Origin of the sequence: Streptomyces sp. NPDC096132 (assembly GCF_044763345.1) — a bacterium.
Classification (GTDB): Bacteria; Actinomycetota; Actinomycetes; order Streptomycetales; family Streptomycetaceae; genus Streptomyces.
The window spans coordinates 1-14,211 of sequence record NZ_JBIWGA010000065.1; the positions used below are offsets into that span (position 1 = coordinate 1).

The 14,211-nt window shown below is 69.7% G+C and carries 15 protein-coding genes and 5 pseudogenes; 10 read left to right on the forward strand and 10 right to left on the reverse strand.

Translation table 11 applies throughout. The annotated features are described in order from the left end of the window. Positions 1-184: 184 nt before the first annotated feature. The 4 genes and pseudogenes from ACIRF9_RS51800 to ACIRF9_RS51815 form a co-directional block, all read right to left on the reverse strand. Positions 185-394: pseudogene (locus tag ACIRF9_RS51800) on the reverse strand (hypothetical protein); the annotation flags it as partial. A 70-nt stretch (positions 395-464) separates the two neighbouring features. After that, positions 465-659, reverse strand: coding sequence for a hypothetical protein (locus ACIRF9_RS51805; RefSeq protein WP_403837512.1), 195 nt, complete (start codon positions 657-659; stop codon positions 465-467). Positions 660-895: 236 nt separating this feature from the next. Further along, entirely contained in the window at positions 896-1,453 is a 558-nt protein-coding gene (locus ACIRF9_RS51810; RefSeq protein WP_403837514.1) for a recombinase family protein, read from the reverse strand. Positions 1,454-1,648: 195 nt separating this feature from the next. Then, positions 1,649-2,317: a TetR/AcrR family transcriptional regulator gene (locus tag ACIRF9_RS51815; RefSeq protein ID WP_403837515.1), complete on the reverse strand. Its 669-nt coding sequence runs from the start codon at positions 2,315-2,317 to the stop codon at positions 1,649-1,651. Positions 2,318-2,374: 57 nt separating this feature from the next. Between ACIRF9_RS51815 and ACIRF9_RS51820 the strand changes: the two genes are divergently transcribed. The 4 genes and pseudogenes from ACIRF9_RS51820 to ACIRF9_RS51835 form a co-directional block, all read left to right on the forward strand. Then, a complete protein-coding gene (locus ACIRF9_RS51820) occupies positions 2,375-3,823 on the forward strand; it encodes an MFS transporter (RefSeq protein WP_403837517.1) in 1,449 nt (482 codons plus the stop codon). Continuing rightward, positions 3,820-4,215 carry a cupin gene (locus ACIRF9_RS51825; RefSeq protein ID WP_403837519.1) on the forward strand — a complete coding sequence of 132 codons (396 nt, stop codon included), beginning with the start codon at positions 3,820-3,822 and terminating at the stop codon, positions 4,213-4,215. The genes ACIRF9_RS51820 and ACIRF9_RS51825 overlap by 4 nt, the downstream gene beginning before the upstream one ends. A gap of 294 nt (positions 4,216-4,509) precedes the next feature. Then, a pseudogene (locus tag ACIRF9_RS51830) lies at positions 4,510-5,355 on the forward strand (Tn3 family transposase); the annotation flags it as partial. 120 nt (positions 5,356-5,475) lie between these two features. Then, positions 5,476-5,793 (forward strand): annotated as a pseudogene (locus ACIRF9_RS51835) (hypothetical protein); the annotation flags it as partial. A 111-nt stretch (positions 5,794-5,904) separates the two neighbouring features. On the opposite strand, the gene ACIRF9_RS51840 reads toward ACIRF9_RS51835, so the two are convergent. Both ACIRF9_RS51840 and ACIRF9_RS51845 read right to left on the reverse strand, forming a co-directional pair. Beyond that, positions 5,905-6,042, reverse strand: coding sequence for a hypothetical protein (locus ACIRF9_RS51840; RefSeq protein WP_403837521.1), 138 nt, complete (start codon positions 6,040-6,042; stop codon positions 5,905-5,907). Between the two features lie 109 nt (positions 6,043-6,151). Then, positions 6,152-6,403 carry a DUF4242 domain-containing protein gene (locus tag ACIRF9_RS51845; protein ID WP_403837523.1) on the reverse strand — a complete coding sequence of 84 codons (252 nt, stop codon included), beginning with the start codon at positions 6,401-6,403 and terminating at the stop codon, positions 6,152-6,154. A 131-nt stretch (positions 6,404-6,534) separates the two neighbouring features. Here ACIRF9_RS51845 and ACIRF9_RS51850 point away from each other — a divergent pair, with 131 nt between their 5' ends. Then, a complete protein-coding gene (locus ACIRF9_RS51850; RefSeq protein ID WP_403837525.1) occupies positions 6,535-7,551 on the forward strand; it encodes an AraC family transcriptional regulator in 1,017 nt (338 codons plus the stop codon). 360 nt (positions 7,552-7,911) lie between these two features. Next, positions 7,912-8,193, forward strand: a pseudogene (locus tag ACIRF9_RS51855) (Tn3 family transposase); the annotation flags it as partial. On the opposite strand, the pseudogene ACIRF9_RS51860 reads toward ACIRF9_RS51855, so the two are convergent. After that, positions 8,183-8,489, reverse strand: a pseudogene (locus tag ACIRF9_RS51860) (IS5/IS1182 family transposase); the annotation flags it as partial. The pseudogenes ACIRF9_RS51855 and ACIRF9_RS51860 overlap by 11 nt on opposite strands. 118 nt (positions 8,490-8,607) lie before the next feature. Further along, on the reverse strand, positions 8,608-9,597 hold the full coding sequence (locus tag ACIRF9_RS51865; protein WP_403837526.1) for a helix-turn-helix transcriptional regulator: 990 nt from the start codon (positions 9,595-9,597) through the stop codon (positions 8,608-8,610). A 93-nt stretch (positions 9,598-9,690) separates the two neighbouring features. Between ACIRF9_RS51865 and ACIRF9_RS51870 the strand changes: the two genes are divergently transcribed. From ACIRF9_RS51870 to ACIRF9_RS51880, 3 genes are all read left to right on the forward strand, one after another. Then, positions 9,691-10,089, forward strand: coding sequence for a VOC family protein (locus ACIRF9_RS51870; RefSeq protein ID WP_403837528.1), 399 nt, complete (start codon positions 9,691-9,693; stop codon positions 10,087-10,089). Positions 10,090-10,257: 168 nt separating this feature from the next. Then, positions 10,258-10,635, forward strand: a complete 378-nt coding sequence (locus tag ACIRF9_RS51875; RefSeq protein ID WP_403837530.1) for a helix-turn-helix domain-containing protein — start codon at positions 10,258-10,260, stop codon at positions 10,633-10,635. Next, positions 10,632-10,904, forward strand: coding sequence for an integrase core domain-containing protein (locus tag ACIRF9_RS51880; protein WP_403837532.1), 273 nt, complete (start codon positions 10,632-10,634; stop codon positions 10,902-10,904). The genes ACIRF9_RS51875 and ACIRF9_RS51880 overlap by 4 nt, the downstream gene beginning before the upstream one ends. 22 nt (positions 10,905-10,926) lie before the next feature. Here the strand turns inward: ACIRF9_RS51880 and ACIRF9_RS51885 are convergent, their stop codons facing one another. Together ACIRF9_RS51885 and ACIRF9_RS51890 are read right to left on the reverse strand one after the other, a co-directional pair. Next, positions 10,927-12,099: a 4-hydroxybenzoate 3-monooxygenase gene (locus ACIRF9_RS51885; RefSeq protein WP_403837534.1), complete on the reverse strand. Its 1,173-nt coding sequence runs from the start codon at positions 12,097-12,099 to the stop codon at positions 10,927-10,929. Between the two features lie 215 nt (positions 12,100-12,314). Beyond that, on the reverse strand, positions 12,315-13,097 hold the full coding sequence (locus ACIRF9_RS51890; RefSeq protein ID WP_403837536.1) for a helix-turn-helix domain-containing protein: 783 nt from the start codon (positions 13,095-13,097) through the stop codon (positions 12,315-12,317). Between the two features lie 196 nt (positions 13,098-13,293). Between ACIRF9_RS51890 and ACIRF9_RS51895 the strand changes: the two genes are divergently transcribed. Next, on the forward strand, positions 13,294-14,211 hold a 918-nt coding region (locus ACIRF9_RS51895), incomplete at its 3' end, for an acyltransferase family protein (protein ID WP_403837537.1).

Genomic DNA, 14,211 nt, shown 5'->3' on the forward strand with positions numbered 1-14,211 from the left:
GCCACGGCCTGGGCCGGCCAGCTCGACCTCGTGGACGCGGCCGCCGACCAGGTCCGCGACCCCTCCGCGGCGGCCCGCCGTGCCGCCGTCGTCGCAGCCGTCCAGCGGCTCTTCCCCGCCGCCACGGACGGCACGGCAGACGGTGCCGCCTGACCGACCGTCCAGCGAAGGCAGTTGGAGGACTTCAGGAGACCGTACGCACAATCTCCCCAAGGGCCCGTCGCTGACCGACCGCGTCTTCGTGAGACACATTCAGTTTCAGTGCCCGCTTGTACGCCTCGTTGATCTCTGTCGCGGCGATCACTTCGATCTCGGCGCCGAAGCCGTGCTCGGCGCAGAAGTCCAGCAGCTCATGAGTCTCGGCGATGCCGCCGATGGCGGAGCCGGCGATCGACCCGCGGCTCTGCGGGGCGTCGCCTCCACCAGGGGACACCGGCTTCCGGCATCGCGGTCGAGCAGCGCCGTCACAGCGAAGCCACCGTGATGCACTCGGCGGCCACCGCGCCCATCCGCAGCACCCGCACGGTCCTGGGTGCGTTGACCTTCGGCCGCGCCGACAACCCGGCGGTACCGGGGGAGCGGAACCGGTGGCCGTTGCGGGCCGCGATCGTAGTGGCCGGCCTGGCGTTGACGGCACTTGTGCGGCGAGGCTCGGCCATGGCCTGACCACGGTGCGTGGGCCTGCTGCGAGCCCTCGCCCGGACGTTTCCGTGTCCCGCGAGAGGGGACTCGCCGCCTGTGGTCGCGTACGGAGCAGAGCAGCGGGAGGGCCTGCCCACTCTGCGGGCCGGCCGACTGAGCCGGACGTTCGTCCACTGGCCACTCGGACTGGAGACGGTGCAGGGGTGCCGTTAACGAGCGGCGAACCAAGTGACAAGTAACCCGCCAGTAGCTTTCAGGGCTTCGCCGCATCGGTCTTCTTCGGCTGGCGGGGCACGTTGAACATGTCGGCGATCTGCTGGACGGTCTTCTCCCGGGCGTCGTAGAGCTGCTGGGCGAGCTCGGCCTGGTCGGCCGTGAGCTTTGGCCGACGCCCGCCGACCCGGCCGCGGGCCCGCGCGGAGGCGAGCCCGTCGTTCGTGTTCGCCACGATCAGCTCTCTTTGGAGCTCCGCGAGCACGCTGAGCATCCCGAACATGGCCCGGCCTTCCATGGTGGAGGTGTCAATGCCCTGCTCGATGACGTGCAGCCCGATCCCGCGCACGCGCAGCTCGGCGCCGAGCGTCACCAGGTGCAGCACGGAGCGGGAGAGCCGGTCGAGCCGGGTGACCTTCAACGTGTCACCCTCGCGCATCAACTGCATGACGAGATCGAGCTTGGGGCGGGAGGCTTTCGCGCCGCTGGCGACGTCGACGTGGATGTTGTCGCGGTCAACGCCGTTGCGGAGAAGCGCGTCGATCTGGTGGTCGGGGTTCCGATCGGCCGTCGAAGTGCGGCAGTAGCCAAGAAGCATTGTCGGAAACTACTCCGCCGACCGTTCACCGACGTTGATTTCCGACGCGAGTTGTCGACAATGCCCACCTGCGGGTTCGTGATCACACGCATGAGTGTCGACAGACGGTCGTTTGCCGACACTCAAAGACACATGAGATCCAGTGGGGAGTGTCCGGCCGAGGGCCAGGCGCACATCATCGGCGACGGAAAATCGTCAGCGGATGGCGAGAAGGCCATCCACCAGAGCCCGGAGCCCGTCCAGGTAAGTGTCCTCGCCGGTCAGTGGTGCCCAGCGGTCCGCGATCTGTGCCAACCGGGGCAGCTCAACCGGGTCGAGATTGCCGAAGACTTGCTCCCGGTAGGTCCCTCGGTCGTCGTCCGCGCGCCGCCGGGCCGCTGTCGCCCGAACCACGATCTCTCCAGCGGTGTAGTACCAGATCGCGCGGTAACCGTGCACGGCTTGCTCGGGGGATAGTCCGCATTCGACCAGGCCGTCGACGATCTGCTCGACGAACCACAGCGCTGACGTGGACATCAGGTCATCGGCGGTCAGCACTTCCACGATCCAGGGACAGGCGGCGAGCGCCTCGTGGATCGCGGCGGCGGCAACCACGATCCGCTCGCGAGGGTGGGCAGGCAGTTCGGGTCGGCGCAGCGCCCGCGCGGCGTAGTCGTCCAGCAGCAGGACGAGCAGTTCTTCCTTGTTGTGGACGTGGTGGTAGAGCGCCATCGGCGTGCTGCCGATTTCCATGGCCAGCCGCCGCATGGTCAGCCGGTCCACTCCTTCCTCGGTCACGATCCGGCGGGCCGTCCCGATGACCTCCTCGCGGGAGATGCGGGGAGGTCGGCCAGGGGATTTGCGCGGTGCGGACGGCTGCGGCATGCCCCCATCATTCCCCAGGTGTCGACAACGGCGATCCCCTGGGGCTAGTTTCTTTACATGTATAAAAACTTAGGGGGGCGACCCGGGGCGGTGCTGGCGGCGGCGGCCGTCGCCCAGTTCGTCTTCGCCCTGGACATGTCGGTGGTCAATGTCGCACTGCCCGCAATCCGCACCGCGCTGGGATTCGCGCCGCTCGACCTGTCGTGGATCGTACACGTCTACGCGCTCACCTTCGGCGGACTCCTGTTACTAGGGGGCCGTGCTTGTGACCTGTACGGTCACCGTCGGCTGTTCGTGGGCGGCCTGGTCGTCTTCGGGCTGTGCTCGCTGGTGGGCGGGCTGGCCCAGGCGCCCTGGCAACTGATCACTGCCCGCGCCGGTCAGGGCATGGGTGCTGCCGCGGCCGCCCCAGCCGCGCTGGGCATGCTCACCACCACGTTCCCTGAGGGCCCTCGGCGTGTCCGGGCGCTCGGGGTGTGGAGCGCGGTGAACGCCGCAGGGGGAGCGCTGGGGGTACTAGCAGGTGGCCTGCTGACCGAGTACGCGGGTTGGCGCTGGGTGATGCTGGTCAACCTGCCCATCGTGGCGGCGGCTCTCGCGCTGGTTCTGGCAGGCGTGCCCGCCGGAGCACAGCCCGACCGGCGCGAGAGGCTGGACGTGCTCGGCGCTGTCCTGGCGACCGGCGGAGTCGGGCTGCTGGTGTTCGGCGTCGTCCGCACCGACGCCCGAGGATGGGGATCCCTGGCCACCGTGGCGACCCTCGCCGCTGCGGCCGCGCTCCTGGCCGCCTTTACCTTCGTCGAATCCAGGGCCCCCGCGCCGCTGCTGCGCCTCGGCCTGCTGCGCAGTCGCTGGGTGGCTGGCGCCAACGTGCTGGTGTTCTTGGCCGCGGCCGGGCAGTTCACGGCGTTCTACTTCGTGTCCCTGTACATGCAGCAGGTCCTGGGCATGGGTGCCGCAGCGACCGGCGCCGCGTTCCTGCCGTTCTCCGTGAGCCTGGTCGCGGGCACCATCATCGCGACCCGCGTCACCACGGCGCGCACCCCCCGAGCTGCCCTGGTGCCCGGCGCTCTGCTGGCCGCCGTGGGCCTGGCCTGGCTGGCCTTCATCAGCCCCGGCGGCGGCTTCCTCACCGACGTGCTCGGTCCCTGCATCATCACCGGCGTCGGCGTCGGACTGGTCCTGGCCCCGGTCGCCGCCGCCGCGACCACCGGCGTCGCCTCCCGTGAGGCCGGCATGGCCTCCGGCCTTTTCAACAGCTCCCGCCAACTCGGCGGCTGCGTCGGCCTGGCCGCCCTGGCCACCATCGCCGCACTCCGTACCGGCCCCGCCACTGACCCCGCCTCCCTCAACGGCGGCTATGCCCTGGGCCTGGCCGTCACCGCCGGCCTCTTCGTACTCGCGGCAGTCGTGGCGATCGGGGTGTTGCCCCGGCGCCAGGCCGCCATGCCCGACCCGCAACCAGCCGCCCCCACAAAGAACCGACTGGAAGGAACGCCATCATGACGACGACCCCCATCGACCTGTTCGTCTCCGCGCTGCAGTTCCGCCCCGACGGCGATGTCCGAGCCGCCGAACGGCAGATGACGAGCAGCGACTCCGGCGCTTGGCAGATCGCGACCTTCCACGTGGAGACCGACGCGGACGTCCACGCCGACCACTGGGAGATGCACCCGGAGGCCGAAGAGGCGGTGTGCTGCCTGACTGGCGGCGTCCGCCTCTACTTCCGTGCCACCACGCCTGGTGGCGCCGAGGACATGGTGCAGTTGCAGGCAGGCACCGCAGTGATCGTCCCCCGCGGCCGCTGGCACCGCCTGGAGCTGAACGCCCCCAGCGACCTGATGTCGATCACCCTTCGCCACGGCACTCGCCTCGAAAAGCGCACCGACACTCACTGACCGGGAGGTGGCCCGACAGATTCGCTGCCGGGCCACCACGAGCCTCGCCCAGTCCTCACGAAGTTCCGACAGCGCGCCGTTTGACACCCTCGTCGACTGCACAGGGATCCCATACTGATGAGCTCGCGCATTCGACTGTCGCCGGTTCCCCGGTCTGGCGGACCTGGACATGACCGCCGTGCGCAGGGGTGCCACGGGGAAGGCCGCTGGGCATCGAAGTCAGGCGCGGAGTACTACGAGAAGCTCAACAAGCCGCGCGAGGCGAAGGTGTTCACCGCCCAACTCCAGGCCGAGATGCGCGCCGAGCTCGGCGCGCTGGACACCAAACTGCCGAAGCTGCCGTGGGTCACGATCAGCGGCAAGCACCGCAACGGCGCGATCAAGTTCACCGAGCCCGAGCCGCAGAAAGAGCCGAAGAACCTGCGCAAGCTCAAGAAGGCGATCCGCAAGAAATGGGGCACCGTCGCCCTCATCGACATCCTGAAAGAGGCCGCCCTGCGCACCGGGATGCTCAAGGCCCTCGCCCCGGTCGGCAGCCGTGAGGCGATCGACGAGGCGACGCTCCTGGAACGCCTGCTCCTGATCGCGTACGCCTACGGCACCAACTCAGGGATCAGCTCCGTCGCGTCCGGCGAGCGCAAGCACACCGAGGAAGAGCTGCGCTACACGGCCCGCCGCTAGCTGACCGCCGACGGGCTGAAGGCCGCCGGCGTCGAGATGGCGAATGCCGCCTTCGCGGCCCGCTCCGAAGCGGTCTGGGGACAGGGCACCACCACCGTGGCCAGCGACTGCACGCACTTCAAAGCCTGAGACCGCAACATCCTCACCGAGTGGCACTCCCGGTACGGGGGCCGCGGCGTGCTCGTGTACTGGCACATCGAAAAGGGTTCGATGGCCATTCACAGCCAGCTTCTGAACTGCACCGCCTCGGAGGTCGCCGCCGCGATCGAGGGCATGATGCGGCACGCCACCACCATGCAGGCCGAGGGTAACTACGTCGATTCGCACGGCCAGTCGGAAATCGGGTTCGGACTGACCCGGCTCCTGGGCTACGACCTGCTGCCGCGCATCAAGCAGATCAACAAGGTCAAGCTGTACCGGCCCGGCCGCGAGGACGAGGACACCTACGAGCGCCTGGCGGACGCGATGACCCGCGGTCGGCACCGCCTCCACCGAGGCGATCCTGCGGCGCTTCACCCGCACGTCCTCGCACCCCGTCTACCAGGCGATGCTCGAAGTCGGCCGCGCTCAGAAGACCGTCTTCGCGACTGGCCCGCCCGTGCCCTGCTGCCCGGAGTGCGGACGCGGGGCAGCACTGGAGTGGGGCGCCGTGAGTGGTACGGCGCGCGGGACCTGCGGGCGATCCGCGAGGTGTCGGCAGCTCTCGCAGGCACCGACCTCGGCGGGCCGACGCCCGTCGAACCACCGGTCCGTTTCGGATTCGGCTCAGTGCCCAGAAGCCCCGGCCTCACCCGGGTCACGACGACCGTGGAACTCCGGCGGGACCGGGGCGGGCGGCAGAATACGGGTGACGCAGCCACACACGAACGGCAGAGCGCCGCGCGGAGGGCTTCATGAACGCCGGGGTCCGCTCCCGGTGGCCTCTGCCGGACCGTCGTACGCGAGAAGACCGTCCTTGCGTAGCCGTGCCCCGGGTGTCGGCGTATGGGGGGAGCCGCCCGTCGCGCATCAGGTGCCGGGCTGGTGTGCCACGGGCGAGGGGGCGGAGAGGACGGCGGCCGGGGGCTTCTTCGCCGTCGGCCTGGAGCCGGGCGACGTACTCCAGGTGTCGGACGGGTCGTGGGCGGGTCCCGCGACCTCTTGCATCGGCCCGGCTTGCACTGTCCCGGCTACGGCACCTGCCATCCGGCGCGTAACCGAGCCGTCGGCCGGAGGAGGGCGGCGGTCGCCGCCCGGCTGTTCCGGCCAGCCTTTCTCAGTCGCCCTCCTGAACGGGGAAAATGTCATCGGCGAGCAGGCCGTGCGCCTCCTGGTGCACGGCGCCGGCGGCCTCCGCCGAGGGTGCCTCGATGAGGCAGAAGACCTTTCCCTCCGGTTCGTTGACCCAGTAGCGCAGGTAGCGGACCCCGAACCGGTCCTGCGTCTCCAGATCCGCCGTGTGAGCCCTTGCTGCGTCTTCCGTGGTGACGCCACCGCTGATCGTGTGGACGTCGAGGTACAGCGCCATGGTGCGTTCCCTTCGGGTGGTTGGCACCCTCTGTGGTGCCACACTTGATACTCGTGACGGCCGGCAGGAAGAGCCATGACCGCGCGACCGGGGCTCCTGGCCGTGGCCCCGGAGATGGCTCTGGAGGGACGGTGACCCGGCCCGCGACGGCGTGGACAGCGCTGGACGCGGCTCTGCGGGGCCTGCGGCTGGACGGAGCGCTCTTCTTCCGCGCCGAGTTCACGGAAGGCTGGGCCTACCGGTCACCGGCGCCCGACGAGCTGGTCCGGATCCTGCGACCGCGCGCGAGTCGTTTGATCGTCTTCCATATCATCGCTGGTGGGACGTGCTGGGCACGGGCCCGAGGCGGGCAACGCTTGTGGGCCCGCGAGGGCGACGTCGTCGTGGTGCCCTACGGCGAGCAGCATGCGATGGGCGGGGCCGAGACGGCGGAGGAGGTGCCGATCCTCGAACTGCTCGACCCACCTCCCTGGCGGACCCTGCCGGTGCTGCGACATGGCGCGGGCGGTCGACGTACCGACATCGTGTGCGGCTATCTGCACAGCAGCCATCCGCTGTTCAACCCCGCCCTACGGGCGCTGCCGCCCCTCTTCGTGGTGCGCCCGCCCGAGGGACCGGCGGCGACGTGGATCAGGTCCAGCATCGATTACGCCCTGGCGGCCGGTTCCCCGGCGCCGGGCACCGACCGGACGGCGACGAAGTTGCCCGAGCTGGTGCTGCTGGAAACCCTCCGGCTGCACCTGGCCACCGCGCCGGCGATCGACACGGGGTGGCTGGCCGCGCTCGCCGACCCGGTCCTCGCGCCGGTGCTGGCACGCATGCACGCCGCGCCGGACCACCACTGGACCGTTCAGCAACTCGCCGACACGATCGCGGTGTCCCGATCCGCGCTGGACGAGCGCTTCCGCCAGGTACTCGGCCGCTCACCGATCCGCTACCTGGCCGACTGGCGGATGCACCTGGCCGAGAACCTGCTCGCCACCACGGGGCATTCGGTCGCCGCCGTGGCGCATCGGGTCGGGTACGACTCGGAGGAAGCGTTCAGCCGAGCCTTCAAACGCGCCCACGCCATGGCACCTGGCACCTGGCGCCGGGAGCAGCTGACCGGGGTCACGGACCGGGACGAACACGGTCACCAACACCCCTGACATGCCATCGACGAGGGCCCCATTAGATCCAGCGCATCGTGACCGCCCGTTCCCTACTGTGACGGCGGGGCGGCCACCGAGGGAGTGACGGGGCTGCCGTCGCCGTGGACCGTGAATTTGCGTGTGCTGCCGGGGCACTGCGTGGATGTCCCCCAAGACGGCAGCGCCGCATCTCCGAGATTGCGGGCGCGCGCTGAGCGAGGAGACGATCGTGATCGACTGCCTCCAGAACACGGGCCGCCCGCCCGATCACGGACACGTGAGCGTCCGAACGTGCCACCACAGAACAACGTGACGGCGTGTTCTTTGCGGAATGCGCCCGCGTGCGCTGCAGGCACGCGCTGGCCGAGGCGTGCGCTCAGCGCCGTCAACGACCAGGTCGTGGGCATCGGGCCGATGGTGGTGCCCGGCACGCCGCGCGACTCGCCGCACATCCTGGGCGCGCTGCTGAACCTCGACGGCGGGGTGAAGCCCGAGATGGTGGCCACCGACAACGCCTCCTACTCCGACATGGTGTTCGGCCTGTTCAAGACGCTGGGCTACAACTTCAGCCCGCGGTTCCGCGATCTGGACGACCAGCGGTTCTGGCGCGCGAGCATGCGAGGGGTGGAGACGGGGACGTACGGGCCAACTGACCTGGTGTGACCAGGAGAGCCATGGGACGGCGTCCGCCCTCACCGGCGAGGTGGATCTTGCGGGTCAGACCGCCCCGGGACCGTTCAAGTGCCTCGTCGGGGCGATGGTTTCGGGGCGTCGTCCTTTTTTCGGGACGCGTGGCCTCTTCTTGCGGGCGCCGGACGTGTGCTGATGGCACGGCAGGACGTCGAGTCCACGACGACCATGTTTCCAGTCGATCCGGCCGACCAGATCGGCGTCCGCCTGGACGGCCACAGGATCCGGTCCCACGTGCCGTCCGCCGACCAGCGCCGGTGACGTTCACCGTGTTCATGGGATCACCCCGCCCCATGTCAGGAACAACGAACCAACAACCTGACGGTCACATGATCCGCCGGGCAGTGCCTGGTTGTGCCATCTCATGACATTGGTTCCTCGCGGTCAGGCTTGGCGAGCGTAGGACGCAAGGCGATCGGCGAGCGCGGTGACGAGGTCGCGCAGTTCATCGGGGCGCTCGATGACGAACGGCCGGTCGAGTGAGGCGAGTACCGGAGGCAACCAGTCGAGCCGCTCCGCCCGCAGCTCGACGCGCAGCCAGCGCTCGGTCGCCCGGTCCTGGCCTGCCGCGGGCTCTTGTTCCTCCAGGCTCGCGATGCCGGCGGGGAGGTGGGCGCGGATTTGCTCAACCGTCCCGTGGATCCGCAAGGTCACCTCATGCCGGTACTCGGCCGTGGCGAACGCTGACAACACGCGCTGTGCCGGACCGGGCCCCGCGGGCGCTTCGAATGAGCCGGGCAGGGTCCGCGCGTCTGCGATGCGATCGAGCCGGAAGGTTCGGTCCTCGCCGATCTGGGCGTCCATGCCCGTGACGTACCACCGGCCCGCATGGGCGACGATCCCGTACGCGTGCAACGTGCGTTCGCTGCGCCGTTCGTCGCGGTCGGTGTAGCGGATCGAGACCGGTCGGCGGTGGCGCACCGCGTCGGCGATGGCGAGCAGGACCCCGGCGTCCGGGGTGTCGAACTCTCCGGGCTGTTCCGTGAAGGCGAGGGATTCCAGGAGTGTGTCGAGCCGGCGGGCGATGTGCTTGGGCAGCACCCGCCGAATCTTCGCCGATGCCGTCTCGCTCGCCGTGCGCTCCGTCGTCGTCAGCCCCGCTCGGCGGCCGGCGACCAGGCCGAGCAGCACGGCCAGCGCCTCGTCGTCGCTGAGCATGAGCGGAGGCAAGCGGTACCCGGGAGCGAGCCGGTACCCGCCGTAGCGGCCGCGCACCGATTCCACCGGCACATCCAGGTCGATCAGCTGGTCCACATACCGCCGCACGGTGCGCCCTTCGACGCCGAGCCGGTCGGCGAGTTCGGCCACCGTCCGGGTGCCGCCCGACTGCAGCAGCTCCAGGAGTGTCAGCACGCGGGCAGTGGGTCGAGGCATGTTCGCAGCCTAACGCGAATACAGGACCGATTCTGTCCACTATTTCTCCTAGCCTGCGACGTGCACGCCTTCAGCACAGCCAAGGAGATCCCCATGGACTTCGTCTCGATCCGCATCATCACCAGCGACGTAGCGCGCCTCGTCGAGTTCTACGAGCGAGCCACAGGGGTGCGGGCGACGTGGGCCACCGAGGACTTCGCCGAACTCAGGACCGCGGGCGCCACCCTCGCGATCGCCGGCACCCGCACCGTCCCGCTGTTCGCCCCGGGCTCTGCCCGCCCGGCGGACAACCACAGCGTGATCACCGAGTTCCTCGTCGACGACGTGGACCGCGTTCACCAGAACCTGACCGGCTTCGTCACCGACTTCGTCAACGAGCCCACCACGATGCCCTGGGGCAACCGCTCGCTGCTGTTCCGTGACCCCGACGGCAACCTCGTCAACTTCTTCACTCCCGTCACCCCGGCGGCCATCGAAAAGTTCGCACGCTGACGCCACGCACAGCCGCTCACGCGGGAGCCCTGAGATCCCAGGGCTCCCGATGAACGCGGCCGCCGAGTCCAGGAGCGCCACCAGCAGGGGACACCGGAACGCCCGCTGACCCCTGAAGGACGCCTCCGCTTGTGTCTGCGGATCGACGCCGGACGTCCGATCGCGCACGTGGCCGCGGAAGCCGGGATCTCCCGCCGCTGCCTGGCCAAGTGGTACGCCCGCTGGCGCGCGCACGGCGAGAACGGACTCCTCGACCACTCCCCGAGCCCCTCCACCAGCCCGCCCGCACACCCGAGGACATCGCTGACCCGGTGGAGGTGCTGCGGCGGCAGACCAAGCACGGGTGGCCCGGCTCGCCGTCGACCTGTAGCGGCTGCACGGCGTCACCCTCGTGCCGGCGACCGTGCACCGCATCACGAGCAGTCGCGCGAGGCCATCCGCTACGAGCACGACCGGGTCGACGTCGACGTCTGGAAGCTCGGACGCAACCCGACGGGCGGCGCTCGACGCCCCCAGGCTCGCCTGCACCGAGGCCCTCGACGATGAGAAGCCCGTCACCGCGGTCGCCTTCTGACACCGGGCCGTTTCGTTCCCGCGAGTGGGCCTACGTCCGCGACTACACGACCGAGCGTGAACGCCGCGTCGCACTCGCCGATTTCGTGAATTACTACAACCACCAGCGGTCGCACGCCGCGCTCGGCGGCCGACCGCCCATCAGCCGGACCGCCGGGAGCGACTACCGGATCGTCTTCGACCAGCCGCACGAACAGCTCGCGGAGACCCCGCAGCAGCTCACCTTCGAGGACTTCGCGTGACCAAGGTCCCCAGACACCACAGCTAGTTGATCCCGGCGGTGAGTTCGCTGAAGAGCTTGTTCGCCGCGTCCGAGGTGAACTGGCGCTGGAGCTCGGCGCGGGCGATCTGCTTGCGGAATTCTCCTTCGTATCCGGTGAAGCCGGCGTTGTGCATGGTGTCGGTGATCCAGGTCGCGAACGCCTGGTAGTTCCAGATGTGGGGCAAACAGGTCTCGGAGTAGCTGTCGAGAAGGCCGCGGTCGCCCTCCTTGAGCTGACGGATGACGGCGCGGGCGAAGACCTCGGTGTCGTGGAGGGCGAGGTGGATGCCCTTGGCGCTCATCGGCGGGACGATGTGGGCGGCATCTCCGAGGAGGTAGAGCCGGCCGTGGCTCATCGGGTCGAACACCACGCTGCGCAGCGGCACGACCTGCTTGCTGATGATCTCGCCACTCGACACAGGGCAGCCGAAGCGGGCTTTCAGCTCGCTCCAGATCCGTTCGTCCGGCCACTGTTCGGGGGTGTCGTCGACTGCGCACTGGAGGTAGATCCGGCTCGCCTTCGGGCCGCGGGGGATCATGCCGGCCAGGCCCAGTTCATGGATCGCCATGCCGGACGGGTTGGTCGGGACCGCGGCCAGGACGCTGAGCCAGGAGTATCCGTACTCGTGGGAGTACTCGGTCAGGGCGGAGGCGGGGATGGTGCGCCGGCTCACGCCGTGGAACCCGTCGCAGCCGGCGACGAAGTCACAGTCGATGACCTCGGCCGTGCCGTCGGCGTCCTGGTAACGCACGACGGGACGCTCACCGGTGACGTCCTCCAGCGACACGTCCGCGGCTTCGTAGCGGAGGTCTCCGCCGTCCCGAAGGAAGATGTCGGTGAGGTTGCGCACCAGGACCTGCTGGGGACAGAAGAGGCTCTCGTTGTCATCGTCGTCCACGTCGATCGGCATCGCCTGCCCGTCGATGTAGAAGCCGCCCTCGCTGTGCGGAATGGGGTCGCCCTCCAGCACCTCTTCCAGACCCCACTCGCGGAACATGCGCACCCCGAAGGTGTCGATGGTCCCCGCGCGCTGGCGCTGCTCGACATAGGTGCGGGGATGCTTCTCCAGCACGACGCAGTCGACGCCGTTGCGCAGCAGGAAGTTGCCGAGGGTCAGGCCGGCGACGCCGGCCCCGACGATGGCAACGGCCGTGTGGTCGCGTGATTCCGTCATGTGTGTGGGAGCCTTTCGTGCTCGAAGCGGTGCTCGAAGCGGTGGTCGAAGACGCCGGAGGCGTGAACGACGGCGCCGCCCGGGTGGTGCGGCGTACGGCTCCCACTGTGAAACCGCCGGAGGCTTGCGAACCACCGGTACCAGGACAGCCGATACCGGAAAGCCGCCAGCCTTGCGGCGGTGGACGGCCGGCGCACCGTAGTGCTGAGCCCCGGCTACCGACTGTGGCGCAGGCCCGCCTGGTAGCGGCCGGGCGTCTGGCCGACGACTTCGGTGAAGGCGTCGATGAAGCTGGAGGGGTTGGACCAACCGCACGCCACCGCGGTCTCGGTGACGGACATGCCGTCGGTGAGGTGAGCCAGGGCGTGGTGAATACGCAGGGTGGTGCGCCAGCGGTGGAAACTCATGCCCAGCTCCGTGTGGAACAAGCGGCTCAGGGTGCGCTCGCTCGCCCCTACCGTCCGGCCCAGCTCGGCCAGGGTGGCCGGACGGGCGGGATCCTCGTGCAAGAGAGCGGTGGCGGCGCACAGCCGGTCATCGCGGGGTTCGGGCAGGTGCAGAGACTGCTCTGCGGCGTCCGCGAGTTCGTCCACGATCACGGCGAGCAGCCTTCTGTACGCGCCGGGCCGTCTCTCCGGCTTGTCGGTCAGTGCCAGGAGCGCCTCCCGCAGCAGGGGACTGACCGCGAAGACGCTGGGCTGATCCACGAGCCCCTCGCACAGATCGAGCGGAACGGTGACGAGGCGCACGTCGGTCTCGCCGTAGAAGCGGTGGGAGTGGGCGAAGCGCGGAGGTGTCCAGGTGACACGGCTGGCCGGGGCGACCCAGGTCCCGCGTTCCGTCGTGGTGGCCAGCGCGCCGGCGGCGGCGTACACGAGCTGCCCTTGGTTGTGCGAGTGAGGGTCGAGCCGGTAGCCGTGCGGCAGCCACGCGCCCCCTTGCAGAACCGGCCCGTCCTGCCCAGAGGGCGTCGGCGAAGACTGACGGGTTTTCGGCATCAGGCGTCAGTTTACCGGTGGTTCCACCTCTCCATGTTTTCTTGTCACCGGGCTGAAGAGGGGTGAACCGATGGTTTCGCGCGGTTGAACCTTCGCGGCTGGGCGGAGTTGGGACGGCAACTGCGGAACCCCGGGGGGCGGCCGGACAGGTCTTCCTGGCCGAAGCAGGTCCGTCGCCCCGAGGAGTCACCCCCTGATGCCGAGAATCACGTCCGCCGAGGTCCGCACCGTACCGGCGAGCGGCCGATCCGCACTGCCCCAAGACCACGCCCTGCGGCTCGACATCCAGGGGCTGCGCGCGGTGGCCGTCGTACTGGTGGTGCTCTCCCACGCTGGCGTGTCCCAGGTGAGCGGCGGTTACATCGGTGTCGACGTCTTCTTCGTGATGTCCGGCTTCCTCATCACGTCGCTGCTGCTGCGCGAACTCACCACCACCGGGCGGGTGTCGGTCCGTTCCTTCTACGCCCGCCGGGCACTGCGGCTGCTTCCCGCGTCGTCCCTGGCCATCGCCGTCACGCTGGGCGGGGCGTGGCTGTTCCTGTCGAAGGCGCGGCTCGCCGAGTACGCGGGCGACGCCCTCGCCAGCGCGCTGTACGCGGTCAACTTCCGGCTGGCGGCGGCCGGTACGGACTATCTCGCCCAGGACAGCCCGCCGTCGCCTTTCCAGCACTTCTGGTCGCTCGCCGTGGAGGAGCAGTTCTACCTGGTGTGGCCGCTGCTCCTGCTGCTCACCTGGCGGGTCGCCCGCGGTCGGCGCCGACTGGTCGCGGTGCCGCTCGGTGCACTGTGCCTGGGATCGTTCGCGGCGAGCGTCCTCGTGACGAACTCCTCGGCGCCCTGGGCGTACTTCGGCTCCCTCACCCGGGCCTGGGAACTGGGCGCCGGTGCGCTCCTGGCTCTGGGCACCGGCCGGCTGGAACGGCTGCCCGCCGCCCTCGCGGCTCCGCTGACCTGGCTCGGCCTGGCCTGCGTCACGCTGGCAGCGGTCCGGTACGACGACCAGACGCCCTTCCCCGGCTACCACGCCCTCCTGCCGGTCGCCGGTACCGCGCTCGTCCTGGCCGGCGGCTGCGCGCCCACACCGCACGGCGCGGGGTGGCTGCTGGGGCGCCGA

Coding starts and splice junctions, on each gene's coding strand:
- ACIRF9_RS51805 (WP_403837512.1), bottom strand. CDS start 659: ATGGCCGAGCCTCGCCGCACAAGTGCCGTCAACGCCAGGCCGGCCACT.
- ACIRF9_RS51810 (WP_403837514.1), bottom strand. CDS start 1,453: ATGCTTCTTGGCTACTGCCGCACTTCGACGGCCGATCGGAACCCCGAC.
- ACIRF9_RS51815 (WP_403837515.1), bottom strand. CDS start 2,317: ATGCCGCAGCCGTCCGCACCGCGCAAATCCCCTGGCCGACCTCCCCGC.
- ACIRF9_RS51820 (WP_403837517.1), top strand. CDS start 2,375: ATGTATAAAAACTTAGGGGGGCGACCCGGGGCGGTGCTGGCGGCGGCG.
- ACIRF9_RS51825 (WP_403837519.1), top strand. CDS start 3,820: ATGACGACGACCCCCATCGACCTGTTCGTCTCCGCGCTGCAGTTCCGC.
- ACIRF9_RS51840 (WP_403837521.1), bottom strand. CDS start 6,042: ATGCAAGAGGTCGCGGGACCCGCCCACGACCCGTCCGACACCTGGAGT.
- ACIRF9_RS51845 (WP_403837523.1), bottom strand. CDS start 6,403: ATGGCGCTGTACCTCGACGTCCACACGATCAGCGGTGGCGTCACCACG.
- ACIRF9_RS51865 (WP_403837526.1), bottom strand. CDS start 9,597: ATGCCTCGACCCACTGCCCGCGTGCTGACACTCCTGGAGCTGCTGCAG.
- ACIRF9_RS51870 (WP_403837528.1), top strand. CDS start 9,691: ATGGACTTCGTCTCGATCCGCATCATCACCAGCGACGTAGCGCGCCTC.
- ACIRF9_RS51880 (WP_403837532.1), top strand. CDS start 10,632: ATGAGAAGCCCGTCACCGCGGTCGCCTTCTGACACCGGGCCGTTTCGT.
- ACIRF9_RS51885 (WP_403837534.1), bottom strand. CDS start 12,099: ATGACGGAATCACGCGACCACACGGCCGTTGCCATCGTCGGGGCCGGC.
- ACIRF9_RS51890 (WP_403837536.1), bottom strand. CDS start 13,097: ATGCCGAAAACCCGTCAGTCTTCGCCGACGCCCTCTGGGCAGGACGGG.